Source organism: Paenibacillus sp. TC-CSREp1, from assembly GCF_050171015.1.
Lineage (GTDB): Bacteria > Bacillota > Bacilli > Paenibacillales > Paenibacillaceae > Paenibacillus > Paenibacillus silvae.
Genome location: NZ_JBNOKM010000001.1, coordinates 253,456 through 278,803, shown reverse-complemented (window position 1 = coordinate 278,803; position 25,348 = coordinate 253,456). Strand labels below are relative to the sequence as shown.

Below are 25,348 nucleotides of genomic sequence, written 5' to 3'. Positions count from 1 at the left end.
GGCGTTATTTTGAATATTTCTAATAAGTTGTCGCAATCCGTTTTAAATCACGTGTTGCGTAACATCCCATATACCGCGCCCACTACGATTTATCTCGCGCTTTACAAATCCGATCCAACTCCAGCCGATACCGGAACGGAAGTAACCGGAGGCGCATACGTGCGGATTCCTATCACATTTACGGCGCCTACGTTAGAAGCGGGCCAGCAAACGGTTAAGAGCGCGGCTGACATCGAGTTTCCCGTTGCGACTGCGGATTGGGGCCTCGTAACACACGTCGGTTTACGAAGCGCACTGACAGGCGGCGACTTACTGTGGTCAAAAGCGGTCGACAATCCGCGCACAATCCAAACGGGCGACAAGCCGAAGTTTCTAGCGGGCGGCACATCCGTCAAATTTACGAATTAAGGAGGCGTTTAGATGGCGCAATTACCTATGTACGCGGCGATGGTTAACAGTCCCGGAACGGAACTCGCCGCGGATATTACCGCATCAGCTACGAGTATTAACGTATTGGACGCGGCTAAGCTGCCGGCCGCTCCGAACTTGGTAACGCTGGGCGGCGATGAGACTGCGGAGACGATCCTTTATACGGGGAGAACGGGCAATACGCTCACCGGATGTACACGCGGATTCGAGGGAACTGCGAAAGGGTGGGCGGCAGGCTCTCCAGCGGCGCGTAATCATACCGCATATGACTACGAAGCAGGCCGCGCTAATATTGCGGATGTTAGTACACGCGTGGACAATATCGTGATACCGGACGGGACGACTGCGCAAAAGGGTATCGTGCAGCTTTCGAATGCTACGAACGGGACCCGAAGTACAGTCGCGGCTACGGAGAAGGCGGTTAATGACGCGCGAGTAGGTATCGTATCCGATTACGTTAGGCAACCGGGATATGCGGTTACGACGGGAACTGCGACGGCTTACGTTGTTACGTTGAGTCCTGCGCCTAGTTCGTTGCCGGACGGATTCGGGATTACGATTGTTCCGCACGTTGTGAGTGAGGCCGCACCAACTCTTAATGTAAACGGAATTGGTGCGGTCGCTCTTAAAAAGCAGGATGGCAGTGCATTTGCTGCGGGGGATTTGAAAGCTAACACTCCGTACACTTTCCGAAAAGTAGGATCGGATTTTTTAGCCGATAGTGGCAGTGGGGAGGTGGTAATTAACGGACAATTACAACAAGCAGTTACTTACGGCGAGACGATTAGCGCAAATGATCCAATAACTTTGCAGAATCGGCTTACTGGGGCATCTATTCCAGCTTTAAATGCTGTAGGGCGATCTGCGCAGTATAGTGAAGATGGCATTTATTTAGCAGCTGCCCCTGGTACATCTCCTTATTTGGCTATATATAAAATAAGCGGAAACGTGTATACACAACTTCCGAACCCATCTACGCTACCAACAGGGACACCATATGCCGTATCATGGAGCCCGGACGGTACTTATTTAGTAGTTTGTCACAACATTTCTCCTTTTATCACTATATACAAGCGAAGTGGTGATACCTTCACCAAACTAGCAGACCCAACTATATTACCGACGGGTCTTGCTAATCATGCGGCGTGGAGTCCGGATGGTATATATTTAGCCGTTGGTCATGACACTAATCCTTTTATGTCCATATACAAACGAAGTGGTGATACATTCACAAAGCTCGCAAACCCAACCACTTTGCCATCAGGTGGAGGCAGGGGATTGTCGTTTAGCCCTGATGGAGTTTATTTAGCGGTAGGGCACGCATCATCACCTTTTTTGACAGTGTATAAACGTAGTGGTGATACATTCACAAATCTCGCAAACCCAGCGGTGCTACCAACATCCATAGGGTTTAAAGTTTCGTGGAATTCTAGTGGTACCCAACTTGCATTGGCATATAACGCTACAAATGGCTTATTAATTTATAAGCGCAATAGTGACACATTTACCAAACTAGACACTCCATCAGGATTGATGGCAAGTACTCCTGTTTCAGTATCGTATAGCCGAGACAGTAAATATTTAGGAGTTACCCACTCATCAGGAACATACATGACAGTCTATCTTGTCAACGGTGACCAGTTCAATAAAATAGCTGACCCCAACCCATCACTACTCTCTCAGGGCACATCGTTGGATTTTAAGCCAACCTCAAACAATGTCGTCGTGACAAATGCCACTGCTCCTTTCATTGCTCTGTACGATTTATTGTCATTTGCATATAAAGGCAGCAATTTGGCATCTGACTTAGTAGATGCTGCTGGCGCTGGATATGCTCTTTCATCAGGTGTGGCAAATGATACTAAAGATGCAATCTTAATATGGAGGTAATCGAAATGAAAATTTACTTTCAACTGGACGGAGATATTATCCGCGATGCGATCACATATCCACATGACGGTTACACGGAAGTCGAACTCGACCTGACGCACCTGCCTGCGGGCATAAACGCTGGCTATTACCGCTTGCAGGACGGCATCCCCGTACTCGACTCCGCGTTAAAATCCGCAGCAGATGCCGCTAGCCGCCCGTCAGATTACGCGGAACTCGAAACGCGCCTCGCCGCATCGGAAGCGGAAACCGCCGCGCTTAATCTCGCCGTGATCGACTTGTGGGAAACGATAGCAAACGGAGGTGCTGCGTAATATGGGAACAACGTCAACTACGATTATCAACTCGTTAAAAATCGCCTACTCAACTGCAATCTACCGCCACGGTACGAAGACTTTTCCGGACATTATGACCGCTTATGTCGCGCCGGTAAAAGAGTACGCATCAACCACATATACCAAAGCGGACATCGACCGCGCATTTGGGAACGGTTGGATCACGGAGGATGAATACGCGGAGACAGTCGGCGGCGAGGACGTCGAAACCGATGTTTAATCGCGCACCCTTTAACCGCGCACCATTCAACCGGACGCTCTCGTTTGAAGCGCTATTCACCGTAGCAATCGAGTCGGCGACGGACTTGTCTGCGAGTATCAGCGTGGACTTTCCCGTTGTCGTAACGTTCGAGACCGCAACGGATTTAACTTCCGCGTTCCTCCGCGAAATGGCGATGACCGCGCATATTACGACCGCTACCGAGATGCTTGCGCAATTAGTCCGCGAGCGTCTTTTTGGCGTGGCTATTACGACGGCGACCGAGTTTACCGTAACGGTGACTCACGCGCATCTCAACGAGATTGCTTTCACGGGCGACTTTAAGCCGGGCGACGTTATCGTTATTGATACCGCGCGTCAGACGGTGACGATTAACGGGGAGAATGCGCTGCACCTTATGGACGGCGATTTCTTCGACCTCGTATACGGCGCGAACAAACTGACGTACCGCGATACGGAAACGGCGCGCAACGTACGGACACGCGTAACTCATCGCGATAAATTCCTTTACTAACGCAGAAAGGAGGCGTAAGTTTGGCGCGAAAATACCTCGAATCATTCGATAAGAACCGGCGGCGTATCGGAATCCTCGTAGACGCGGACGACATCCAGCGGACACGGCGCGTCAATTCGGACTATTCACTATCGTTTACGGTACCGATGACGTCCGCCGATTACCTCGATAAAATCGTACTCAAAGGCCACGTTCGGGATGAGCGCGGCCAGTACTACGTTATCAACAACCGGAGCCGCGTACGGGACGGCCGCAAGTTAACCGCGCGCATCGATTGCTCACACGTACTCTTTAAGCTCGCGGACTATAAGTACCCGTACGCGTCGTATATATCCGAGGCTTTCGGCGTACACATTTCGCAGCTCACAACGGCTATCAGCGCAGCAACTGGCGGTAAGTACACGTTTTCAATCGACGATACTTTTCCGCTACATGACGTTAAGGACTTCGGACGTGGCAACGCGCTTGAAGCGCTGAACGCCGTCGTATCGATGTATGGCGCGGAAATTGAGCCGGACAATTACGTGATTCATCTGCGTAAGAAGATCGGCCAAGATCGCGGCCTGCAGTATCGTATCCGTAAGAATATCGTAGCATCTACGTTTAACGACGATGCGAATACGCTAGTCACACGGATGTTCGCGCAAATGAAAGACGGACGGACATTGATCGGGCAGCCCGCGTCAATGTTGACTGCGGATGAGCGCGCGTTGTTAAATTCCGTGCCTGGCGCAATTGTCGGCGGCAATCTCGCGGTCAACTACTTGATATCGCCGTACGCCGCGTATTGGGCAACCGACGTTAATGCGTTCTATGACGGAGAGATTATCGAGCAGAACATCACGTCGTACACGGAACTACTCGAAGCACAGCGCAAGGCTCTCCGCGAGCAAGAGGTGCCTGCGCTGGAGATTACGGTATCGGCTGCGGACATTCACAAGCTGGATAGCGCGGAGCCTGCGCCCGGCCTCGGCGATACGGTTAAATGCGTTGATCCTGCGCTTGGCATGGACGGCATAACAGCGCGGATAACGGAGCTGATCGAGTATCCGTACACGAACGATAAGCATTCGCAAGTGACGATTACTAACGTGATGCTGCGGGACATGACGGATATTATTGCGGACTTGGAGAAATCGAAGAATATTGTCAGCAACTTGATCAGCAACGGGACGATCCGGACGGACGTGTTCGAGGCGTTTGCGAAGGCTGCGGTTAATGACGTCCACAACTCGAAGACCGAGGTTAAATACGATACGCGCGGAATCGTCCTGCAGGATAAAACGGATGCGCGCAATCAAGTCATCATGACGTCTAACGGAATCATTTTCAGCAAGGACGGCGGAGTTACCGCAATGACTGCGATTAATGCGAACGGAATAGCGGCGCCAGCTATCGTTGGTCAGCTCGGTAACTTCGTATCGCTATTAATTGGCGCGGGCAATAACGTCACTCAGATCAATACGAACGGGATCGCGGCGGGGCACGCATCTTTTAACTCCGCTCCTTTCCGCGTAGATATGCAGGGCAACGTAACGGCGAACCGGCTGACCGCGAACAGTGCGAATATATTTTCGTCCAACTTTACGAATGGCGCGATCGTAGGCTCGTCTATTAACGTCGGCAGCGGTAAGTTTACGGTTGATACGGCGGGGAATATGTACGCGGAGGGAAGTACGACGGTCGGCGGAACGATAACGGGCTCACTCATCCGTACGGCGGCAAGCGGACGGCGCGTTGAGTTGGACGTACAGGGGTTCCGTTCATACGATGCTTCGGGTAGAATCCGGATTCAAATCGCTACGACCGATGATTCGACGGCAGCCGCGCTTATCTTCCGTGACACAAACGGCTCTTCGGTCGGCGAGATCAATACGTATGCGAGTACGGGAACGCTGACGATGTATAGCGCTAATATCGTAATCGGATCGAACAATACGGGGAATCCGATACGTTTACAGGGCGCGGTTACGCTGGCGGGTCCGGCGGAGTTTAGGAGTACTGTAAACTTCCAGAATGGATTGAGTATTAGTCAAGTAAACGGTCTTCGTTCAGAACTAGACTCGCTATGGAGTGCGGTTAATTCTAAGTCGTCGTCTGGACACACGCATACTGTAGACATCGGAACACATAATCACGGCAACGCTGCTAACCAAAACTGGCCGCCAAACGGTGGAACCTTCACAACCTCAGCCGCGTAGTGGTATTATAGGAAAAACGAACCAAATACCAATTCGCGGAGGGGTTAATCATGAAAAAGGTAGCATACATTGCCGGCGGTATATTGATCGGATTCGTTCTTTCGACATCTGCCGGCGCGTTTGCGGACAGCGTTAAGTCACTCGTCGGTAAAAAAGTTTCCGGAGAGTACACCGTCGTTGTAAACGGGCAGAAGCTTGCGGACAAAGGGGCGGTTATCGACGGGAAGGCTAACGTACCTGTTCGCGGAATATCTGAGGCGTTAGGGGCGGATATAAAAGTGGAAGGAAAAACAATTACAGTTACGTCTGACATCGGAGTAGAAGAAAGCAAACCGACCGCGGGAACTCCTGTTACAACAGATAACAAGTATAAGGGAAGAACAAAAGAGAGCATAGAAGAAGCTCTGACAATCCTGAGAGATCGTATCCTTGCGCCAAACCTCAAAGAGCGCAATGAAGTAGCGGAAGAGATTGAGAGATATAAAGCGCAAGGGCTCGACCCTGAAGAGTACGCAGCCCGGGAAGCACAACTCGCAGGCTATGACGAAAGAATCGCGGCCACAAAAGCGGATATCGCGCAAGCCGAAGCCGCACTCGCCGCGCTAAAATAAACGAATAATCCAACGCAAGGCCGTCCGAATATGGGCGGTCTTTTTGCGTTGCAAAGAAACGGAGGAAACGCGCAAATGAAATCACGCACACTACTCGAATGTACCGTAGACCTGGCGCAACCTGTGTCGGAACTAACCGCAGTCATATCCGCAGTCCTTGCGTATCATCCGGACGGCCAGGCGGACATTCTCCGCGCACTTGATATCGAAATCGGATCGGCGCTGGCTGCGTTAGAAAAAGAGACGGAAAGCGAGGCGGCCGACGATGGAGCAGGCGATATTTAATAGCGCGATTAAAGAGGGCCTATTCGCGGTCCTATTCGTCGTGGCCGGGTTTTTACTCTGGCGTCAGATGGCGCGGATACAAGACGATGGGCGAGCGCGGGAGGAACGGATGCTTGCCGCGGCTAAAGAACGCGAGGATCAGATGTATTCGGACGCGCTGCGGAGAGAGGAGCGCCTTATGCGCTTGGCGGAAGACTTGACCGCGCGATTCGAGAAGCTTGCGTCTCAATACGATGGGCTTGCGCTTGATGTAACGGAAATTAAGAGCGTTATGAAAGGGGAGCGGTAACGTGAACTATCGCAAAGATCATATTCCGAAAGGTACCGCGTTTAATAGGCGGCCAGCCAACGTTATGAACGCGACGACAATTACGATACACAATACGGGCAACGAAAAGAGCTCCGCAGCTAATGAACACGCCTGGCTGACGAACGGATCAAACGCACGCACCGCGTCATTCCACATCGTGGTTGATGAGCGCGAGGCTATCGAATGCATTCCGCTAAACGAGAACGCGTGGCACGCAGGCGATGGAAGCGGCGCAAGTTCCGGCAACCGTACGTCAATCGGTATCGAAATCTGCGAGAGCGGCAACTACGCGAAGACGCTCGACAATGCGGCCGGCCTGGTTGCGTCAATGTTGAAAGAGCGCGGATGGGGCGTTGATCGATTGCGCCGCCACTACGATTGGTCCGGTAAGATATGTCCGCGCTTAATGTACGATGGTGGCGCGTGGACCGGTTGGGGCCTGTTTAAGGCGGCGGTGAATGCGAAACTAAACGAAAAGGTGGCGGATGCTAACGTGAAGAAGGACGTAATCGTAAGCGTAGTTGTTAACGGTAAAAAGGTAACGGACGGCGTTCTTGACGGAGGCACAACGTATACACCGGCGCGGGCCGTCGCCGAAGCGTTAGGCGCGAAGGTGACGTGGGATGCGAAGACTAAAACGGTGACGATTACGAAGGAGGGCGTATAATATGTACGAAATTGGCGTAGTGGTTGCGGTGATTATTGCGATCGGTGAGTTCACAAAGTTATACGTGGCGCCGAAATGGATTCCGCTGCTGTCGATGGTGCTCGGATTAGGCGCGGGCCTCTTTTATATTCCGGTGGATTCCGTGGCTGACGGAATTATGACGGGGCTCATGACGGGACTCGCTGCGTGTAAGCTGTACGATATCGGGGCGAAAGCGGTCGGTAAGGCGAAAAGTAACGAATGAAATGAGGCGCAGTTCTCGCGGGATTATCCGTTGAGGGCTGCGCCTTTTTTGCGTTTATCTGACTTCCGCGAAACCTGGGCGTAGAGGGTATTCGCTTAAAAGGTCCTCCACTTCGGCCGCGAGCTCTAGCGCATACTCAAACGTGCTCTTATCCGAGAAGTTGTAATTCTGGTTAACATCCGCGAGTCCGGCTTTCAGTTTAACGTTAATAAAGTCGTTGGAGGAGACGAGAGGTTTAACATAGATGGCTGGATTGTCGTTAGACGAAGTATCAAATGCCTCAAGTTTAGCTAGCGTATCAATAACCGTTCGTATGTACTTCGCTGTATCGTCCGGTTTGTACGTATTCTTTACGAGGACACTTGAATCCTTCAACTCATCATACATACTTGTTACCTCTTTAATCCTTGCGACCTCACCTTCTATCCGGCCCAATTCGGTCCGAACTTCAGGGTCTTCCTTTTCATCCAAAGCCTTACTATACACAGTTACCGCGGATGCATACTCGTTATTTAAATAATGCTCCCGCGCCTGTTCCTTATACTCTTCAAACTTCGAACTTCCGCATCCGTACAATAGTAAAGACACGACAATTAGGATTAAAGCAGACCTTAGCACACGTACACCTCTCTCGTTAGGTAAATATACCCAATTATACCGCGCTTAGATAGATTCGACAACTACCGTCTTTGTAACCATTCCGGAATCGACGGGTCGACGTAATCCTTTACTGGTACTCCGAGGTATCTCCGCATAATTACGGGAGCTTGTGGCGCCATCATCGTCCACCTCAGTCGCATCTCCGCTTCATATCCGCGACATTTATAGCGCGCTGTTACGCCGTCATTATCCGTTACCTCTTCGTAGACTTTAATGCCGCGCGTCCGGAACTGTTTGCGGATTTCGTAAATGTCTGCGGTGAGTTTGCGTTGAGCCTCCGCGATCAAGTCCGCATACGGGCCCGGCGTCTTTAGCGTTGCGTTGATTAGCGCGGCGTCACGTTCGAATGCGGATAGGATACGTGGGAGGATAATATGCGATTTGATGAGCGCGCGGTCTGCGTCGGTGATATCGATCATTTTCCGTTTCAACTCCATGTATAGAACGTTTGTTCTTAGTATAGCGCGGAATAAACGTAAACACAACGTAGCATCCACGCTTGCCATCGTCCAGAATTTACCGTATAATAACGATGAGCCAAACGCACAGAAGCGGGAGGTCAAAAACGGTAACACAACGTATAAATGAACGGTGGGTCCTCGGGTGGTTGAGCGGCCATTTAACGATAGAATAGCGTAGGAATGCGGGTTTAGGGGCGTAAACATAGCGAAACGACTTAAAATCCTGCGGTAGGTGACTACCGTACCGGTTCGATCCCGGTCCTCGGCATCTTAAAAGAGAAGGAAACTCCTTGATACATAAGGGGTTTTCTTTTTTTTATGTCCTCAAATGAAAAATGGGATTCACAGGAATTAAGCGTCTTTTTTATTCTTGGGGGCGGATTGGGGGCGATCTTTAGGAATGGATACATGGAGGTGTGCTATTTGCCTTTGCTTCAAAAGCGTAATTTGCGCATGGATTTAATGTGGGTTGCTAAATGCTCCATATATCATTGTGGCATATGTATATGAATGATGTGTACAAACTGAACCAAGCCCTAACATTTATATAACCTAAAATTAGTTGTTACAGATGTCATTCATGTAGCAGCAACTTAAAGAGCGTACCCAAGTGGTGCGCTATTTTTTTATTACTAATTTCAGACTATTTAACAACATATGTTCTAGATCGTATAGACCTAATAACAACAAAAGGGAGGAATAAATAATGCCTATTGAAACTAATCGTTTGAAGCTGCCCCTACCTTTGGGGAATGAGAGTGTAAGCCGTGTAGGGATCAATAACATTTTTGAAAAGATCGATGAGGGTGTTGCAACACGAGAAGAAGTAGAAGAACTTCGCCAATCTGTAAGCGAGATTGACATTCCAGACGCATCACTGACTGAAAAAGGTAAAGTGCAATTATCAAATAAAATAAATGGTAATAGAGAAGATGTTGCTGCAACTGAAAAAGCAGTAAGTATCGCATTGCTAAATATAGCCTCAGATTATATCCGTCAACCTGGATTTGCTAATACAACAGGAACAGGATCGGCTTATATGGTAACTCTAAATCCTGCCCCTGCCGAAATAGATAATGGATTCGGGATAACTATTGTGCCGCATATAACGAATGGAGCGAGGCCCACTTTAAATATCAATGGCTTAGGGGCTGTGCCTATTAAAATGCAAGATGGTACCCCCTATTCAGCTGGAGATTTGATCGCTGGGAAGCCATATACTTTTAGAAGGGTAGGCTCAGATTTTTTAGAAGATAATGGAGGACGGGAGGTGATAAACGGAACAAGTAGAACCACAGCGAAATTTAATGATGACATAACCAAGGGCACTGTGGTTGCGTATACAGATTATTTAAGAGATGTCGGATCAATTTCACTTCCACTTAGTACATCTAAGCTTGATATCAGTCCCGATGGTAAAAAGTTAGTTACGCATGCTGCTAATAGATTATACGTGCACACAATAAATTCTGATGGAACGCTCACGAGAACACAGAACATAACTATTTCGTCTGATTCTTCTATAATGTCAGTATCTTTATACGGTGATTATATGGTTCTAGGTACATCAGATACTCCAAGTCTCTCAATCTATAAATGGAGCACTGGCACAAATACGTATAGCAAAATAGCTAATCCAGCAATTGTACCATCCTCATGGTCAAGTTATGTCCAATTCTCACCCGACGGAAAATTTCTATTTGTCTCGGATATATCTTCATCTCCAGTTTATATGTATAGCAGGTCGGGAGACGCATTTACAAAGCTTGGGAATGTATCGGGTATACCCACAGATAATGTTCAAATCATATTTACTCCAAATATGAAATACGTCTTTTTTAAGAGCACAGTTAATTATCTTTCAGTGTTTAAAATTTCAGGTACAACTCTTACTAAATTAACAGATATTAGTTTGAAGTTCTTATATACGGGAAACTTTGCAGTGGTAACACCAGATTCTAAGTACATTATATTCCCGTTTGTGAATACTGAGAGGTTAGGTCCTGTTATAGTTCGAATTAATTCTGATGATACCTTTACAATAGTTGATCATGTGTTTGACAAGGGGTCTAAGCCAATTGGTTCAATAGGTTCAGGAACAATATGGTCATCTGATATTTCTCCTGATGGGAAGAAGTTGGTGTTTACTGAATCAGGGATCTCTAATTTGATTTTTTTGAATTATGGCGATGATAACTTGTTCCATGTTGCACCGGGTAATATGCCGCCTACCACAGGAGCTGTGAATATCTATTCTGCAAAATATGCCCTAAATGGACGACTATACGTATTGTACAATGTATCTGGCACCAGCTATATAAGTTATTTCGATCACGTTAATTTGGATAGGACAGCTGTAAAACTAAAAGATTTCACAAGTGTTCCCGCAGGAGCAACAGGTATTGGTTATGCACTAGAAAGTGGTTCAGCCGGGGAAACCAAACAGATTATGAAATTGTTATAAAGCCGTATATTTTTAATTAGGTTCGATATAAAGAGTTAAACTGAGTAAGCGCATTCCGACATTGGAGCGCTTATTTTTACGCCCTCTGGACTGGTTAGAGGGCTTTTCATATTGAAGGGGTGAGGGCCATATTTAACAGAGGGGCTTTTAACCGCATGGCCTTTAACCGCCAAATATCCGTATTCGTCTTTGGCCGGGCAGTTGCGGACATATCCGGTTCGGCTGTCGCAGCGGCAACGATGGAAATGACGGGTTCGGCGGTTATCGATGTCAATGCGGGAGCGAAGGCCGATTTTGTCCGTGAAATATCCTTTGCGGCGGTTATGGATGTAGCTGCAGATGCCAAAGCGGATTTTATTCGGGAGATTACGAAAAGGGCTGTCATGGTGCAGTAGCCAAAGGCAACAGGTATCATGTAGAGTTTTTGGAATTCGCTGGACCCTTCAAGCCAGGTGATCAGATTATTATCGATGCCAACAAATTTAAAATCACTCAAAATGGTGTGAACGCTTCGCACCTACTTGAAGGTGATTTTTTTGACTTGAATCTTGGAGAAAACAATCTCACATGGACAGACCCTGAAACAGGGAGAAACGTACTGATCCGTGTTACACATAGAGACAAATTCCTGTATTAATTGAGGTGGGTTATGCCTAATCCAACAATGAAAGTATTTGATAAAAATCTGCGGCGTGTAGGAACTTTGATAGATAGTACAGACATTCAACGGAGCAGACGGATCAATAGTGATTATGAAATAACATTCTTGGTCCCTATGACCTCGGATGATTTTCGTGAAAAAATAGCAATCAAAGGCCACGTTCAAGATGAGCGTGGCCAATTTTATGTCATTCAATCCCGGAGCAGATCTCGTGAAGGTCGGAAACTTACGGCATCTATTTATTGTAATCATGTGATGTTCAAACTTGAAATGGATTTTGATTATGGAGCTTTAAGTACGCAAGGTGTAATAACTGGATTTGGAGTTTCAGAATTAGGTTATCAGCGGAATAAGAATTCCCTTGCAAATTATACCATAAACACTTTGTTTAAAGCTTCTTACGTTGAGGACCTTTATGATAATAACGGATTTTACAATATAGTAGACGATACTGTTAAAACATATGATCAATTGGGTTATCTCGGAAAAAACAAAGGTATCGATCCGGATGACTAAAATAGAAAATCGTTGATTCCAAATGCAGTTCTTGTTTTTGAGGAACAAGCGGTTACGGTTATACAGAAATTAATAATTTTGATATAGCTTTTGAATTTATACTAGATCAGCTCAAGTTTGGTTTTTTGTATGAAAGAGGAGAGTTTAATAACATGACAGAAAAATTTTAATAAAATGGAGTTTAAATTCTAATTACTATTAGTGAAAGGTGATTTGGGTAATTAATTACACATAAACAAAATTAAGAGCAGTTATGATAACTAAGCTACTCTTTTTAAATTATATTACCTCTTCAATTAGACCCTTATTGTTATTCCTCACATTACCGACTTCCTTTGGCACTTCGTACGCCCTCATTTCAGATGCTTTATATGGTTTGAGCAAACTGAGTAAGGACTGAACGTCATTATTATCTCTTCCAAGCCACTCTGCCTCTTCCTCAGAGCGCAATATGACGGGCATGCGGTTGTGGATCTTTTCCAGTAGGCTATTTGGTTCAGTAGTAATGATAGTGCATGTGCTCAGCTTATTTCCATCCTGATCTGTCCAGGTATCGTACAAGCCAGCAAGCGAGAACAAACGGTCGTCCTTCATCAAAATGCGCATTGGCCTCTTTCCTGATTCCTCTTTCTTCCACTCATAAAATCCGCTACAAGGTATGATACAACGTTTGGAACTGATCAATCGCTTGAAGGCTGGCTTCTCAGTAAGTGTCTCAGCCCGAGCATTAATCATCTTATTCCCGATCTTATCATCCTTTGCCCAGGAAGGGACGAGACCCCATCTGAGAGCACCTAACTTGTTTCCCTCTTTGCCTGCTATGATTGTAGGGATGTACTGCATAGGTGCTGCGTTGTAATTTGGTCTGTACTCGAATCCATCAGCTATAGAAGCCATGTACCGTTCCATTATCTCATCCAAAGGATCAGTGATTGTAAATCTACCACACATACGAATGCACCTCCTGTAAAGCTATATTCAGTTGGTATACTAATCAAATACAGATACATGTTCTTCAGTAACGTTAATTAACATAGAACAGCTCAATCTAATTATAGCGATTTGCCATACAGGATTGAGGTAGTAAGTTATGGGTTAGGAGGTGTGGTATGAACCTAACTATGTAATAAATATCACATAAATATATGTAATATTATAGTATTATTGTTTGTGTGATCCATATAAAAACTAGGAGATGATCTTGTGGCTTTGAAAAAAATCTTAACGGCTTCTGTTTTGTCTCTTGCACTTTTGTCAATATCGGTGCCAGTAATGGCAAGCCAAGCTTCAGATGTAACGATTATGAACAAACAAAAAAGTGTGACTGTTTATCAAGATTACCCATCAAATGCTAATATTCCTTCAACCTATTTTTATTCTGATGCGGATCATTATTATGGCACTCTTCAAAGAACAAATGTCGTTCAAATTACTCCATCACAAGTAAGAGCCTATTATTCAGGAATTGTTACACAAGATTCCGGTTTCTAAACTTACTAAAGATAAACCCGCCAACTACTAAGGTTAGCGGGTTTTTGCTAATATTGGGGGCGAGAGGGAGCGGACGGTAGGAAAAGTAGTGGAAATCAGCCCAAAACAGTATCCTGGCCCTCGTCAACTTTTCTTAAAGAGAAGATCACGTGAGACTTGTTAAACAAGACTTGATGCGATCTTTTTTGTGCACTTATATTTTTAACCATGCCATTATATTTTCAAATTTCTCCCTCCACCCCGCATAGCTCATAAACACAACCCTTGCATAATACATATCAGAAAGTGGATTCGGCTGTCTTTTTATGAAGTAAGATCACAATGGTGTATACTATCCATAGGCAGATATTCCCTTTCACCTTGCCTGCGGATTGAGTTCCAATACAATATTACACATCTTTGGAGTGCCTGTGTAATTTTCACATGTGAACGAGTATCCAGTCATCAACCTATACAACAATTTAATGGACGGAGGACTCTATTTATGTTGAAACAGCTTAAACCCTACAAGGTGTTACAGGAGCGCAGAATCGAAGAACTGCAATCGGATGCGTACCTGCTGGAACATGAGAAATCCGGTGCTCACATTGTACTGCTATCCAACAGCGACGATAACAAGGTGTTCAGCATTGGCTTTCGCACACCTCCCGAGGATGATACAGGGGTAGCCCATATTCTGGAGCACTCCGTGCTCTGCGGGTCGAAGAAGTTCCCGGCCAAAGATTCCTTTGTGGAGCTGCTGAAGGGGTCCCTGAATACATTTTTGAATGCGATGACGTATCCAGATAAAACAATCTATCCGGTGGCCAGCCGGAATGACCATGACTTTCATAATTTAATGGACGTGTATCTGGATGCGGTGTTAAATACGAACATCTATGAGAATGAAAAAATATTTCTGCAAGAGGGCTGGAATTACAATCTCACTTCTGCGGATGATGAGCTAACGTACAACGGCGTTGTATATAACGAGATGAAGGGTGCCTTTTCTTCGCCAGAACGGTTGGTGAGACGTGAAGTGCTGAACTCCCTTTTCCCGGATACAACGTATTCCTGTGAGTCTGGCGGGTTCCCGGAGGCGATTCTGGACCTCACCTATGAAGGACTGCTTGATTTCCACAAACGATACTATCATCCGTCCAACAGCTACATCTACCTGTACGGTGACATGGACATGGAAGAGAAGCTGCAATGGCTGGATGAAAATTACCTGAGCAACTATGATCGGATCGAGATTGACTCGGAGATCAAGCTGCAACCTGCCTTCCCGGCACGGGTGGATGTGGTGAAGTCGTACTCTGCGGGAAGCACGGAATCCGAAGTGGACAACAGCTTCCTGACCTATAATGCGGTGATTGGCACAAGTCTGGACAAGGAACTGAACATTTCGTTTCAAATTTTGTTATATGCGCTGCTCAACGCACCTGGGGCTGTGCTGAAGCAGGCACTACTGGATAAAGGCATCGCGAAGGATGTTTATGGCTCTTATGATGACAGCCTGTATCAGCCTGTGTTCACGGTAGGACTCAAGAAGAGCAATCTGTCAAGCAAGGATGAATTCCTCGGAACGATCAAGGAAGTGCTGGAGCGAGTGGTCAAGGAAGGCTTTGACCCGAAAGCGTTGCTTGCCGGTATTAATTCGTACGAGTTCAATCACCGGGAAGCGGACTTTGGCCGGATGCCCAAAGGGCTGATCTACGGATTCTCGTCCCTGCAAAGCTGGCTGTATGACAAGGAGGCGCCTTTCACCCATTTGGAGGCGAATGATGTATTTGCAGAGCTTCGCACGAAAATGAAGCGAGGTTACTTTGAACAGCTGATCGAGAAATATCTGTTGCAGAACACACATACCTCGTTTGTGGTACTGACGCCGGACAAAGGCTTGAATGCACGTAAGGAAGAGGCGCTGAAGGCACGTCTGAAATCGGTGCAGGCCGGACTTAGCCCGGAAGAAGTGCAGGAGATGATTAAACGTACGGAGGCACTCGCGGAGTACCAGAATACTCCTTCGACCAAGGAACAGCAGCAGGTGATTCCAACGCTCTCGATCGAGGATATTGACACGAAGGCATCCAGGCTCTACCAAACCGTGAACAATGTTGATGGCACAACCATTCTGCATCACAATCTGTATACCAACGGTATCGGTTATTTGAGGCTGTTGTTTGATATCAAGGACGTGCCGCGCCGCCTGCTGCCTTATGCTGGTTTGTTGAAAAATGTACTGGGATACGTGGATACACAGAACTACTCCTTCAATGAGTTGTCGAATGAAATTCACATCCATTCCGGCGGCATCAACAGCGGGCTTGGCACGTATGCGAGCGCACATCAGCATGAAGACTTCAAGGCGACGTATGAATTTAACGCCAAAGTGCTGTATGACAAACTCGGATTTGCCTTTGATATGATCAAGGAGATCGTGTTTACGTCCCGTTTTGACAATACGAAGCGACTTTTCGAGATCATCTCTCAAGTCAAAGGCAACTTGCAGCGCAACCTGATCAACAGCGGTCACTCTGCGGGGATTGCAAGATCGTCCTCGAAGCATTCGGCTGTTGCTGATTTCAGAGAAGCGGTTAGCGGCATTGCATACTATCAATGGCTTGAGGATCTGCAGGCGAATTTTGATGCAAAAAAAGAACAGCTGTCCGCCAGCCTGCAAGAGCTGATGGGTTACATTTTCAGACCGGAAAATCTGCTGGTCAGCTACACTGCGGATGATCAAGGTTACGAAGGCCTGGAGCAGCAGGTCTCTGGCCTGAAATCCATGCTGTTCACTCAAGAAGTAGCGAAGGAAGCTTTTACGTTTACGCCTGCCACACATAACGAAGGGTTCCGCTCTCCATCCGAGGTCCAGTATGTGGTGCAAACCGGGAACTATATCGACAAGGGTTATGCCTATACCGGCTCGCTCCGTGTATTGCAGGGTATTCTGTCACTTGATTATCTGTGGAACAACATTCGCGCCAAAGGCGGCGCTTACGGCTGCATGTCCGGCTTCAGACGGAATGGCGACAGCTACCTGGCCTCCTACCGTGATCCGAATCTGGATAAAACGTATAAGGTATACGAGGGGATACCACAATATTTGAACGATTTCCGTGCAGATGAACGGGAGATGACACGTTATATCATTGGTGCGATTCAGGATCTGGATACGCCGAGAACGCCTTACAGTGAAGGAGCCTTCTCGCTGGAATGTTATCTGTCCAATGTGACGGAGGCTGACCTACAGCGGGAGCGGGATGAAGTGCTGCGTACGAAGGAGAGTGACATTAACGGCTTTGCCGGACTTGTCTCTGCGATTCTGGAGCAGAAGCAGCGCTGCGTCATTGGCAACGAGCACAAGATTGAGGAGCAGAAGCAGCAGTTTGACGAAACGCTGGACCTGATTAAACACTAGGCGGTACGGCTACAGTGTGTTCATAAACACACTCAAACTTTACGCAGAGAACAGAGACTTACTGGAAAAGAGAAACGCTCGCTGAAAGCTTTCTGTAAGGAAACTGCTTCGGCGTGCTGCGTATGAACATCCTTAAGCTTACATCAAAGACACCTGCTTGGGCTGGAATGAACAGCTTCGGCAGGTGTTTTTGGCTTGTCGTCGTTTTAATTGCTTCAGGTGATTGCCAGACTCAGGTTACGGCAAGCATATTGTAAATTTTGAGTGTCCGCAGATCTTCTTTGGAAATTTTCAGCTCATTATAGAGCTCCGGCGTTTCCGGCAGCGGGGTGCGGGAGAAGAGCATTTTCAGCGCAATCGGCATGAAGGGTCTGAACGAGACACCAGCCATCAGCCCCCATTTTTTCTCCGACTCCTGAAACGACGCCAAAATATTAATATACAGATTTTCCAGCGGTGTAGCCTGGTTTTTCAGAATCAGTGTGGTGAGCGTGTCGTAATGCTCCGTATGTCCCCAGTACATATTTTCACATTCCTGATAATTCTCAAAATCCTTCACATTCATATACATCACCGTGCGATAGCGATTGGCATCCGATTGAGCCATCATGTCAATGACGCAGCGAATGAGGCTGTTGTTTCGACCATCGTAGAAGTACGAATAGAAGCGGGTCGAGTTTTTGAAAAAGCTGGACTGGACTGTATTCATCAGCGGTGAGGCATGTCTCGGTTCTTTGTAAAGCAGCTGTTCCACCTGGATGTTTAGCGCGTCCGCAATCTGGTGCAGTGTCACCAGGTCCAGTGTAATATCCCCGCTCTCATATTTGGAAAGTGTTCCTTTGCTTTTGAAAATCTGGTCTGCCAGCTGCTGTATGGTGAGTCCGCGCCATTTGCGGAAGTTCTTTATTTTTTTGCCAACCTCTTGATTGATGTTGTTCATAGGGTAGGGCAGCTCCTTCGTAGAGGTGATGTTTCCTGAGAATAGATGAAAAAGATGAAAAACTTTCGTAAAAGCAAATACCTATAAGAAATATATCACTTTTACAGTGAAAAGACTATTCTGAGGAAACGTTGAATGAATTCTGTTTCTTTAGAGTAGATTCTCTTGCATTTGATGCAACTTCGGCGACATGGAACAATAGGGGCAGAGGCAGTGAACCGAGAGTGACCAAAAGTGACAAAAGACAATCAGAGGAGTTAATCACCATGACGAAGATGAACCAGCCCAACAATAGTATAGAGATTGCCAAGTCCTATAATTTTGACGAGATTATTGATCGCACCGGAACCAATGCCATGAATACGGACGGTTTTCGCCAATATATTTTCAACGCAACAAGTGAGATGACCTTTCCGTTCAAAGACGAAGAGATGATCCGCATGTGGATTGCCGATATGGATTTTGCGACCCCGCCCGAGATTCTGGATGCGGTGAAGCAGCGGCTCGATCGCCGGATTATGGGATATTCACAGATTTTTGATCCAGCGTATTACGAAGCGGTTGCGAACTGGATGAAGCGTTATTACAATTGGTCCTTCCCGAAGGAGCATCTGGAGACGTCGAATGGCATTATTCCTGCGCTCTACGAACTGGTGGAATATATCTGCCAGCCGGACGAGAAGGTGTTGATCTTGACGCCTTCCTATGGATTTTTCAAGTCGGCAGCGGATCATAACCGGCTCGAACTGGTGTGCTCGGACATGATCAATGAGCAAGGGCAATATACGATTGATTTTAAGGATTTTGAAGCAAAGGCGAGGGACGAGAAGGTTCGTGTATGTATTTTCTGTAATCCGCATAATCCGTCTGGACGCATCTGGAGCACGGAAGAGCTGAAGCGGGTGGGTGAGATCTGTCTGAGCAATGATGTATGGATCATTTCAGATGAGATTCATTGTGATCTGCTGCGCACGGGAAAAACACATACCCCGCTTGCAAAGCTGTTCCCGGCTACCGATCGTATCATTACCTGCATGTCTCCGAGCAAAACGTTTAACATGGCGGGGCTGATGTTCTCGAATGTCATCATTCCGAACAAAGGTCTTCGGGATATTTGGCAAGCACGTCATTACGGCTTCAAAAACCCACTGAGTATCGCGGCCACTCAGGCAGCATATGAGCATGGTGATGCATGGCTGCGTCAGCTGAAGCTATATCTGGACGGCAATTTTGCGTATGTTGACGAATATGTAAAGCAGCATCTGCCACTTGCCGTGTTTCACATTCCGGATGCCACGTATCTGGCCTGGATTGATATTACGCCTTATGCGCCGAAGGATGTAAGTCTGCCTCTGTTTTTTGCGGAGCAGGCAGGTGTGCTGCTGGAGGATGGCGGGATGTTTGTGGCGAATGGGGAAGGATATATCCGTTTGAATCTGGCTTGCCCCCGTTCGATCCTGAAAGAGGGTTTGAGCCGAATCAGTCGTGTACTGGTGAAGCAGCAGGAGGATATGTTGTCTGTGACCATATAGCAGAGCAGTCGGTGTCACTCACCCTTGCAATATAGATTTTTCTGAAAAAAATACGATGAACTTCAAGGGCGGAGCAGTGTACATGACTGTTTCGCCCTTTCTGGCGTTCACACGCCTCAATCCCCGCTTCTGGTCTGACGTCCGCGGTTATGTTAAAATGGTGGATAGTCTATGAGCCGCAGATTGGTCGGTTCTTGCAGGGAAGAGCCCATCCAGACGGGCTGTACGGGTATACATTCATCAGGGGAAGGGAGTCTATACAATATGTTTGGAAATGATTGGGATGAGGTACTGCAGCAGGAGACGCAGGCTGACTATTTTAACAACATCCGTTATGCGCTTGCTGCCGAGTACAAAACACAGACCGTTTATCCACCCAAGGAGGATTTGTTCTCAGCGTTAAAGCTGACTCCGTATCACAAGGTCAAAGCTGTAATCATTGGCCAGGACCCTTATCACGGTGCAGGACAAGCGCACGGATTAAGCTTTTCGGTCAGACCGGGAGTGCGTGTTCCGCCTTCATTGAAAAATATATACAAAGAGCTTCAGGATGATCTGGGAGTGCCTGTCCCCAAGCATGGTTCACTTATTCATTGGGCAGAGCAAGGGGTGCTGCTGCTGAATGCAGTGCTGACCGTGCGGGAAGGTCAGCCTAACTCACATCAGGGATTGGGCTGGCAGACGTTCACGGATGCGGTTATTCGTGAGCTGAATGAACGTACAGAGCCAATGGTGTACATGCTCTGGGGAAGTCATGCGCAGAAGAAGGGTGCTTTTATCAATAGAGACAAACATCTGGTGCTGGAATCAACACATCCGAGTCCGCTGGCGGCACATCGCGGTTTTCTGGGCAGCAGACCTTTTTCCAAAGCCAATGATTTTCTCGTCTCCCAAGGTATTAAACCGATTGATTGGACAATACCTGAAAACTAGATAGAGTGGAGGCGAGCACATTGCGACATTGGATTGGACGAAAAGTAGCAGTATATCGGGCAACAGGAATTCGCGAGCCTCTGAAGGGAACGCTGATGGAGTGGGATGAAGAAGCGGAATGTGTTCGAATCGGACCGAAACGGATCAAGGTATCGTTCGACAATATTGCAATGATCAGACCTCTCCCTGACGAAAGCCTGCCTCTGAAGAAGGCGCGTTCGGAAGTGCACAAGATCGGTTATGTCATGAAGAAGTCAGTCCAGTTCGAGAATGCGATCTATTTCAAGTCGCAGATTATGATCTGGCGGCGTGCCAAAATTGTAGCGTTATGCACAACGATTGTGCGGCATGATGAGGATCAGGTCGAACTGGAAGACGGACGATTACTTCGCAAGGACAAGCATATGTTTGTAGTGCGTTCACGGCGCGGCATACGATAGTTCGACTTGATATTTAATATAGTTTTCATACTGCGATCATATGGCATTAATGTTTCAACCTTATAGTAGGTAGTAACAACCCCTTCTAAATTAATGTGTATGGATTTGGGAACCCGGCCGGCTGCAAACGGTCGGGTATTTTTTTGATTTTTTGCCATGAAGGAGCAGGGGGACGTGGATCGCCTTGGAAATGTTTTGAGTTTTGGATGTAATCTGAGTTGGATGTAGCTGCTTCGTATTTGTGTTCTGTCCATGTCTTGTAACATAGCAATGACATTTATGTTATATACTAATGAGATATAGAAGTTGAACAATTATCTATACCATCTCTTTAGTTCAACTTGGATAGATCATAAGAAGGAGTGAAACCGATTGAAACGGATATGTGTTTTTGCAGGTTCTAATCCGGGAAATCACCCCGACTATACCCGGCATGCTGCGGGGTTGGGTAAACAGATTGCTGACAGTGGGTATGCACTCGTCTATGGCGGCTCTTGCATGGGATTGATGGGTGCGGTGGCAGATGCTGCTCTTGCGGCAGGCGGAGAAGTGATTGGTGTTATGCCCACAGGTTTGTTCAGAGGCGAGGTAGTCCATAGCGGGCTGACTCAACTGATTGAGGTGGGTACGATGCATGAACGCAAAGCAACGATGGCCCAGCTGTCCGATGGCTTCATTGCCCTGCCGGGAGGCATGGGCACGTTTGAAGAATTGTTTGAGGTGCTCTGCTGGGCACAGATCGGCATCCATCGCAAACCTGTCGGTCTGTTGAACGTTAACGGATATTATGAACCACTGATGAAATTGGTCGAGCACAGCGTACATGAAGGTTTCTCCAATACATCGCATCTCAGTCTGTGGAGTCTGGAGTCTGATCCGGCTGAGCTGCTTGCTCAGATGGCGGCCTATATTCCCAAGGAGTTAACCCAGAAATGGTCTCAGCTGAGCGAAACATAATATCGCAAAACCTTTTATGATTCATCCCCTGCTTCCAGAGAAAAACTTCTTCACCTGCCCAAGCAAAAAGCGCTTGCGGACATAGTCTATAGTGTACTTTGATGAAGAGGGGAGTGTCACTCATGAGCGAACTCAAAGGTACAGGTTACGGATACTGCGGAGGTTTCGGCGGTGGAGCATGGACATCTACAGGCGCCATTCTGGTATTGTTTATCTTGCTGGTTATCATTTCCAGTATGTTCGTACTGTAATTCAGACCATTCCTTGACGGATGAGGGCTGCCTGGGAGCAGAGCCCGAACAATATGGCCTTTCCAAAGAGACGCCGGTGGCTGCCGGCGTTTCCGGGGAACGGTTTTTTTGGTTTTTAGAAAAATAACCCGGCTGTCGTGAAAGAGACAGAATCGGGTTATACCGTAATTTCTGTAGTACCACCGCTAGGCAAAATCAGTGTTTTCCAGGCAATGTATAGTCCGATAGCTGAAGCAATCAGTGCAAGAATGGCTGCAACTAACGCCAGCTGATCCAGTGTATGTTGTGTAGGACCGTCGACAGAGGACTGATTACTCGTTCTGTCAGGTATAGCGAGTCCTCGAACGGAAGCTCGCGGACTCACTTGTCGTGATCCAGGATGTCCAAGCGGTTTAGATTTGGGTCTTGGTCCTGTTCCGTTCTTTACGAAATGGCGCGATGAAGACTTCTGAGAGGAGAGAGTTCTGGCAGATCCCGAGTGCATCCTGATTAGTGGTTTCAAAGGGCAACCTCCTTACAGCGGAGTGCAGTTGTCTACGACTGATATTATATTATGTTGATTTTCAGATTGAGTTCGCAAAAATGAGTGAATCCCCAGCCCGTTAAATGTTGTTGTAATAAAGCTCGGGATGGCCTTTTTGTGTGCATAAAAATGAGGAAATATTCATATCTGCAAGAAATATGTCCTTTTTGTCCATTGTCAGAGCGGAAGGTTTCACTTACAATGTTCTATGGGAATGAGAATCAATATCAATAAGAAGCGGCATTATTAGAGAGGTGATTGTTATGTACATACGGTTAACAGACTTCATTCATAACACAGGTGGACAAGCATGAGCTCCAATCCTTCATCTGTGCATTCCGAATCGAATACGGAGTCACCAACAGCCAAAATCCATACACGACCGTGGGCAGCTACGCTCATTCTCACAGGAGGCATTCTGCTGCTGCTTCTGGGGATGGCTTTGTCCATTTCATTCGGCGCTGCAGATATACAGCTTGGTGTGGTGTGGAAGGCTGTGTTTAATTTTAATCCCGATCTGACTCCACATCAGATCATATGGGAAATCCGGCTGCCGCGTGTGCTTGGCGGGGCGATGGTCGGCGCTTGTTTTGCTGTCGCAGGGGCGATTATGCAGGGCATGACTCGTAACCCGCTGGCAGATTCGGGGCTGCTCGGGCTGAACGCTGGCGCTGGCTTTGCACTGGCGATCTGCTTTGCCTTTTTCCCAGGCATGCCATATATGTACATCATTATGTATTCATTCCTCGGCGCAGGGCTTGGCGTGCTGCTTGTATATGGCTTCGGTGCAGCCTCCCGATCAGGCCTGACGCCGCTTCGTCTGGTGCTGGCTGGTGCTGCCGTATCGGCCATGCTGTCTGCGCTAAGTGAGGGAATCGCACTTTACTTCCGAATTGGACAAGATCTGGCCTTCTGGACTGCCGGAGGTGTAGCCGGAACGAAATGGTCCCATCTTCAGGTCATGTTCCCATGGGTGCTCGGGGCGCTTATCGTTGGACTGATCATCTCACGTTCGATTACCCTGCTCAGTCTGGGCGAGGATATTGCGGTGGGATTGGGACAACGCACGGGTCTGATCAAGCTACTGGGTCTGATCGTTGTTCTTATTCTGGCAGGTACTGCTGTATCGGTAGTAGGTGCTGTCGGTTTTGTGGGTCTGATCATTCCCCACCTCACACGCAAGCTTGTCGGGGTGGATTATCGCTGGATTATTCCTTGTTCTGCGGTCATGGGCAGTCTGCTGCTTGTATTTTCGGATCTGGCAGCACGTATGATTAACCCGCCTTACGAGACGCCGATTGGCGCGCTGGTTGCCCTGATCGGGGTACCCTTCTTCCTGTATCTCGCGCGGAAAGAAAGGAGGACGCTGTAATGGGTTCCTCAACGATAGTTGGCGCAGAACGCAAGAAGAGAAACAAAAGCATTTTTGTTCTCATTGTGCTCGGCCTTTTGATTATTACGGCTTTTATTATCAGTATGAATACCGGGTTTACCAAGCTTTCGCCGCTTGAGGTGCTGCGTACGCTGTTTGGAGGCGGTACAGCGAAACAGGAGCTGATCCTGTTCGAGTTCCGTCTGCCGCGTATCGTCATCTCGGTGCTGATTGGCGCCGGGCTTGCCCTGTCCGGCTGCATTATGCAGGGGGTATCACGCAATGCGCTCGCTGATCCGGGCATTCTTGGAATTAATGCAGGAGCGGGACTCGCCGTTATGCTGTTTGTTTCCTTTTTCCCGACAACGACAGCTGCGCCGGTCTTCCTGCTTCCGATTCTTGCCCTGATCGGTTCAGGTTTTGCTGCATTTCTGATCTATGTGCTTTCTTACAAAAAAGGGGAAGGCATTATGCCTACACGTATGCTGCTGACGGGCATCGGTATTGCAGCTGGCATCAGCTCGGCCATGATTGTTCTAACACTGAGGCTTAGCCCGGAAAAATATCAGTTCGTAGCCACCTGGCTTGCGGGCAGCATCTGGGGCTCCAATTGGAAATTTGTTATGGCCCTGCTGCCATTTATTGTTGTGCTTGTTCCGTTTGTGCTGACCAAGTCGCGTGTGCTTAACGTTTTAAATCTGGGAGATCAGACAGCAAGCGGCCTCGGTGCCTCGGTAGAGCGTGAACGACTGATTCTGCTTGCGGCTGCGGTTGGTCTTGCGGCATCATCTGTATCGGTCAGCGGCGGAATCGGCTTTGTGGGTCTGATTGGCCCTCACCTGGCACGCCGGCTTGTAGGACCGAAACATCAGTTTTTGCTGCCTGCTTCGGCTCTTGTCGGATCATTGCTTGTTCTCGTTGCGGATACGCTTGGACGTGTCATTCTGCAACCTTCGGAGATTCCGGCTGGAATACTGGTAGCTATTCTTGGAGCTCCATACTTCCTGTATCTATTAAGCAGGACGAAATAAAAGG

The 25,348-nt window shown here is 47.6% G+C and carries 29 protein-coding genes; 24 read left to right on the top strand and 5 right to left on the bottom strand.

Features of this window, described 5'->3' with window-relative positions:
- Nucleotides 1-9 precede the first annotated feature (9 nt).
- The 11 genes from ACQSGY_RS01320 (at nt 10) to ACQSGY_RS01270 (ending at nt 7,706) form a co-directional block, all read left to right on the top strand.
- Entirely contained in the window at nt 10-408 is a 399-nt protein-coding gene (locus tag ACQSGY_RS01320) for a phage tail fiber protein (RefSeq protein WP_427050367.1), read from the top strand.
- 12 nt (nt 409-420) lie between these two features.
- On the top strand, nt 421-2,319 hold the full coding sequence (locus tag ACQSGY_RS01315) for a tail fiber protein (RefSeq protein ID WP_427050366.1): 1,899 nt from the start codon (nt 421-423) through the stop codon (nt 2,317-2,319).
- Nucleotides 2,320-2,324: 5 nt separating this feature from the next.
- Nucleotides 2,325-2,633, top strand: coding sequence for a hypothetical protein (locus tag ACQSGY_RS01310; protein WP_427050365.1), 309 nt, complete (start codon nt 2,325-2,327; stop codon nt 2,631-2,633).
- A gap of 1 nt (nt 2,634) precedes the next feature.
- Nucleotides 2,635-2,874 (top strand): hypothetical protein, encoded by a 240-nt coding sequence (locus ACQSGY_RS01305; protein ID WP_427050364.1) that lies wholly within the window; start codon nt 2,635-2,637, stop codon nt 2,872-2,874.
- On the top strand, nt 2,867-3,388 hold the full coding sequence (locus ACQSGY_RS01300; protein WP_427050363.1) for a phage distal tail protein: 522 nt from the start codon (nt 2,867-2,869) through the stop codon (nt 3,386-3,388). Before ACQSGY_RS01305 ends, ACQSGY_RS01300 begins: the two co-directional genes overlap by 8 nt.
- A gap of 20 nt (nt 3,389-3,408) precedes the next feature.
- The gene (locus ACQSGY_RS01295) at nt 3,409-5,589 is read left to right on the top strand and encodes a phage tail protein (RefSeq protein ID WP_427050362.1); all 2,181 of its coding nucleotides are present in this window, start codon (nt 3,409-3,411) and stop codon (nt 5,587-5,589) included.
- A 50-nt stretch (nt 5,590-5,639) separates the two neighbouring features.
- Entirely contained in the window at nt 5,640-6,200 is a 561-nt protein-coding gene (locus ACQSGY_RS01290; protein ID WP_427050361.1) for a stalk domain-containing protein, read from the top strand.
- Between the two features lie 123 nt (nt 6,201-6,323).
- Complete coding sequence (locus ACQSGY_RS01285) at nt 6,324-6,485, top strand: hypothetical protein (RefSeq protein WP_427050360.1); 162 nt, start codon at nt 6,324-6,326, stop codon at nt 6,483-6,485.
- Nucleotides 6,486-6,552: 67 nt separating this feature from the next.
- Nucleotides 6,553-6,774, top strand: a complete 222-nt coding sequence (locus tag ACQSGY_RS01280; protein ID WP_427050359.1) for a hypothetical protein — start codon at nt 6,553-6,555, stop codon at nt 6,772-6,774.
- Between the two features lies 1 nt (nt 6,775).
- A complete protein-coding gene (locus ACQSGY_RS01275; RefSeq protein WP_427050358.1) occupies nt 6,776-7,462 on the top strand; it encodes an N-acetylmuramoyl-L-alanine amidase in 687 nt (228 codons plus the stop codon).
- 1 nt (nt 7,463) lies between these two features.
- Nucleotides 7,464-7,706 carry a hypothetical protein gene (locus ACQSGY_RS01270; RefSeq protein ID WP_427050357.1) on the top strand — a complete coding sequence of 81 codons (243 nt, stop codon included), beginning with the start codon at nt 7,464-7,466 and terminating at the stop codon, nt 7,704-7,706.
- Nucleotides 7,707-7,760: 54 nt separating this feature from the next.
- On the opposite strand, the gene ACQSGY_RS01265 is transcribed toward ACQSGY_RS01270, so the two are convergent.
- A complete protein-coding gene (locus ACQSGY_RS01265) occupies nt 7,761-8,294 on the bottom strand; it encodes a hypothetical protein (RefSeq protein WP_427050356.1) in 534 nt (177 codons plus the stop codon).
- Nucleotides 8,295-8,386: 92 nt separating this feature from the next.
- On the bottom strand, nt 8,387-8,785 hold the full coding sequence (locus ACQSGY_RS01260; RefSeq protein WP_427050355.1) for a hypothetical protein: 399 nt from the start codon (nt 8,783-8,785) through the stop codon (nt 8,387-8,389).
- A gap of 748 nt (nt 8,786-9,533) precedes the next feature.
- Here ACQSGY_RS01260 and ACQSGY_RS01255 point away from each other — a divergent pair.
- The 4 genes from ACQSGY_RS01255 (at nt 9,534) to ACQSGY_RS01240 (ending at nt 12,468) form a co-directional block, all read left to right on the top strand.
- Nucleotides 9,534-11,291, top strand: coding sequence for a tail fiber protein (locus ACQSGY_RS01255; protein WP_427050354.1), 1,758 nt, complete (start codon nt 9,534-9,536; stop codon nt 11,289-11,291).
- A 155-nt stretch (nt 11,292-11,446) separates the two neighbouring features.
- Nucleotides 11,447-11,686 (top strand): hypothetical protein, encoded by a 240-nt coding sequence (locus ACQSGY_RS01250; RefSeq protein ID WP_427050353.1) that lies wholly within the window; start codon nt 11,447-11,449, stop codon nt 11,684-11,686.
- A 29-nt stretch (nt 11,687-11,715) separates the two neighbouring features.
- Complete coding sequence (locus tag ACQSGY_RS01245; RefSeq protein ID WP_427050352.1) at nt 11,716-11,928, top strand: phage distal tail protein; 213 nt, start codon at nt 11,716-11,718, stop codon at nt 11,926-11,928.
- A gap of 12 nt (nt 11,929-11,940) precedes the next feature.
- The gene (locus tag ACQSGY_RS01240) at nt 11,941-12,468 is read left to right on the top strand and encodes a hypothetical protein (RefSeq protein ID WP_427050351.1); all 528 of its coding nucleotides are present in this window, start codon (nt 11,941-11,943) and stop codon (nt 12,466-12,468) included.
- Between the two features lie 279 nt (nt 12,469-12,747).
- On the opposite strand, the gene ACQSGY_RS01235 is transcribed toward ACQSGY_RS01240, so the two are convergent.
- Nucleotides 12,748-13,419, bottom strand: a complete 672-nt coding sequence (locus tag ACQSGY_RS01235) for an SOS response-associated peptidase (RefSeq protein ID WP_427050350.1) — start codon at nt 13,417-13,419, stop codon at nt 12,748-12,750.
- A 252-nt stretch (nt 13,420-13,671) separates the two neighbouring features.
- Between ACQSGY_RS01235 and ACQSGY_RS01230 the strand changes: the two genes are divergently transcribed.
- Both ACQSGY_RS01230 and ACQSGY_RS01225 read left to right on the top strand, forming a co-directional pair.
- Nucleotides 13,672-13,959, top strand: a complete 288-nt coding sequence (locus ACQSGY_RS01230; RefSeq protein ID WP_427050349.1) for a hypothetical protein — start codon at nt 13,672-13,674, stop codon at nt 13,957-13,959.
- Between the two features lie 484 nt (nt 13,960-14,443).
- The gene (locus ACQSGY_RS01225; protein WP_427050348.1) at nt 14,444-17,365 is read left to right on the top strand and encodes an insulinase family protein; all 2,922 of its coding nucleotides are present in this window, start codon (nt 14,444-14,446) and stop codon (nt 17,363-17,365) included.
- Between the two features lie 232 nt (nt 17,366-17,597).
- On the opposite strand, the gene ACQSGY_RS01220 is transcribed toward ACQSGY_RS01225, so the two are convergent.
- Complete coding sequence (locus ACQSGY_RS01220) at nt 17,598-18,305, bottom strand: helix-turn-helix domain-containing protein (RefSeq protein ID WP_111272242.1); 708 nt, start codon at nt 18,303-18,305, stop codon at nt 17,598-17,600.
- 266 nt (nt 18,306-18,571) lie between these two features.
- Between ACQSGY_RS01220 and ACQSGY_RS01215 the strand changes: the two genes are divergently transcribed.
- The 5 genes from ACQSGY_RS01215 to ACQSGY_RS01195 all read left to right on the top strand — a co-directional run bounded on the left by ACQSGY_RS01215 (nt 18,572) and on the right by ACQSGY_RS01195 (nt 22,418).
- Nucleotides 18,572-19,837 carry a MalY/PatB family protein gene (locus ACQSGY_RS01215; protein WP_427050347.1) on the top strand — a complete coding sequence of 422 codons (1,266 nt, stop codon included), beginning with the start codon at nt 18,572-18,574 and terminating at the stop codon, nt 19,835-19,837.
- Between the two features lie 264 nt (nt 19,838-20,101).
- Nucleotides 20,102-20,770, top strand: a complete 669-nt coding sequence (gene ung / locus ACQSGY_RS01210) for a uracil-DNA glycosylase (RefSeq protein ID WP_184190514.1) — start codon at nt 20,102-20,104, stop codon at nt 20,768-20,770.
- Nucleotides 20,771-20,790: 20 nt separating this feature from the next.
- Nucleotides 20,791-21,210 carry a hypothetical protein gene (locus ACQSGY_RS01205; RefSeq protein WP_427050346.1) on the top strand — a complete coding sequence of 140 codons (420 nt, stop codon included), beginning with the start codon at nt 20,791-20,793 and terminating at the stop codon, nt 21,208-21,210.
- A gap of 372 nt (nt 21,211-21,582) precedes the next feature.
- The gene (locus ACQSGY_RS01200; protein WP_427050345.1) at nt 21,583-22,167 is read left to right on the top strand and encodes a TIGR00730 family Rossman fold protein; all 585 of its coding nucleotides are present in this window, start codon (nt 21,583-21,585) and stop codon (nt 22,165-22,167) included.
- A gap of 122 nt (nt 22,168-22,289) precedes the next feature.
- Nucleotides 22,290-22,418, top strand: coding sequence for a YjcZ family sporulation protein (locus ACQSGY_RS01195; RefSeq protein WP_216517289.1), 129 nt, complete (start codon nt 22,290-22,292; stop codon nt 22,416-22,418).
- Nucleotides 22,419-22,575: 157 nt separating this feature from the next.
- Here the strand turns inward: ACQSGY_RS01195 and ACQSGY_RS01190 are convergent, their stop codons facing one another.
- A complete protein-coding gene (locus tag ACQSGY_RS01190) occupies nt 22,576-22,920 on the bottom strand; it encodes a hypothetical protein (protein WP_427050344.1) in 345 nt (114 codons plus the stop codon).
- 331 nt (nt 22,921-23,251) lie between these two features.
- Here ACQSGY_RS01190 and ACQSGY_RS01185 point away from each other — a divergent pair, with 331 nt between their 5' ends.
- Entirely contained in the window at nt 23,252-24,313 is a 1,062-nt protein-coding gene (locus ACQSGY_RS01185; RefSeq protein ID WP_145404038.1) for a FecCD family ABC transporter permease, read from the top strand.
- On the top strand, nt 24,313-25,344 hold the full coding sequence (locus tag ACQSGY_RS01180; protein ID WP_427050343.1) for a FecCD family ABC transporter permease: 1,032 nt from the start codon (nt 24,313-24,315) through the stop codon (nt 25,342-25,344). The genes ACQSGY_RS01185 and ACQSGY_RS01180 overlap by 1 nt, the downstream gene beginning before the upstream one ends.
- Nucleotides 25,345-25,348: the final 4 nt, after the last annotated feature.

Excerpts from the sequence above, each read along its gene's own strand:
- ACQSGY_RS01270 (WP_427050357.1), top strand. The coding sequence starts at position 7,464 with ATGTACGAAATTGGCGTAGTGGTTGCGGTGATTATTGCGATCGGTGAG.
- ACQSGY_RS01235 (WP_427050350.1), bottom strand. The coding sequence starts at position 13,419 with ATGTGTGGTAGATTTACAATCACTGATCCTTTGGATGAGATAATGGAA.
- ACQSGY_RS01240 (WP_427050351.1), top strand. The coding sequence starts at position 11,941 with ATGCCTAATCCAACAATGAAAGTATTTGATAAAAATCTGCGGCGTGTA.
- ACQSGY_RS01315 (WP_427050366.1), top strand. The coding sequence starts at position 421 with ATGGCGCAATTACCTATGTACGCGGCGATGGTTAACAGTCCCGGAACG.
- ACQSGY_RS01195 (WP_216517289.1), top strand. The coding sequence starts at position 22,290 with ATGAGCGAACTCAAAGGTACAGGTTACGGATACTGCGGAGGTTTCGGC.
- ACQSGY_RS01305 (WP_427050364.1), top strand. The coding sequence starts at position 2,635 with ATGGGAACAACGTCAACTACGATTATCAACTCGTTAAAAATCGCCTAC.
- ACQSGY_RS01260 (WP_427050355.1), bottom strand. The coding sequence starts at position 8,785 with ATGATCGATATCACCGACGCAGACCGCGCGCTCATCAAATCGCATATT.
- ACQSGY_RS01290 (WP_427050361.1), top strand. The coding sequence starts at position 5,640 with ATGAAAAAGGTAGCATACATTGCCGGCGGTATATTGATCGGATTCGTT.
- ACQSGY_RS01220 (WP_111272242.1), bottom strand. The coding sequence starts at position 18,305 with ATGAACAACATCAATCAAGAGGTTGGCAAAAAAATAAAGAACTTCCGC.
- ACQSGY_RS01280 (WP_427050359.1), top strand. The coding sequence starts at position 6,553 with ATGGCGCGGATACAAGACGATGGGCGAGCGCGGGAGGAACGGATGCTT.
- ACQSGY_RS01250 (WP_427050353.1), top strand. The coding sequence starts at position 11,447 with ATGGCCTTTAACCGCCAAATATCCGTATTCGTCTTTGGCCGGGCAGTT.
- ung (WP_184190514.1), top strand. The coding sequence starts at position 20,102 with ATGTTTGGAAATGATTGGGATGAGGTACTGCAGCAGGAGACGCAGGCT.
- ACQSGY_RS01225 (WP_427050348.1), top strand. The coding sequence starts at position 14,444 with ATGTTGAAACAGCTTAAACCCTACAAGGTGTTACAGGAGCGCAGAATC.
- ACQSGY_RS01310 (WP_427050365.1), top strand. The coding sequence starts at position 2,325 with ATGAAAATTTACTTTCAACTGGACGGAGATATTATCCGCGATGCGATC.
- ACQSGY_RS01300 (WP_427050363.1), top strand. The coding sequence starts at position 2,867 with ATGTTTAATCGCGCACCCTTTAACCGCGCACCATTCAACCGGACGCTC.
- ACQSGY_RS01215 (WP_427050347.1), top strand. The coding sequence starts at position 18,572 with ATGACGAAGATGAACCAGCCCAACAATAGTATAGAGATTGCCAAGTCC.
- ACQSGY_RS01180 (WP_427050343.1), top strand. The coding sequence starts at position 24,313 with ATGGGTTCCTCAACGATAGTTGGCGCAGAACGCAAGAAGAGAAACAAA.
- ACQSGY_RS01255 (WP_427050354.1), top strand. The coding sequence starts at position 9,534 with ATGCCTATTGAAACTAATCGTTTGAAGCTGCCCCTACCTTTGGGGAAT.
- ACQSGY_RS01185 (WP_145404038.1), top strand. The coding sequence starts at position 23,252 with ATGAGCTCCAATCCTTCATCTGTGCATTCCGAATCGAATACGGAGTCA.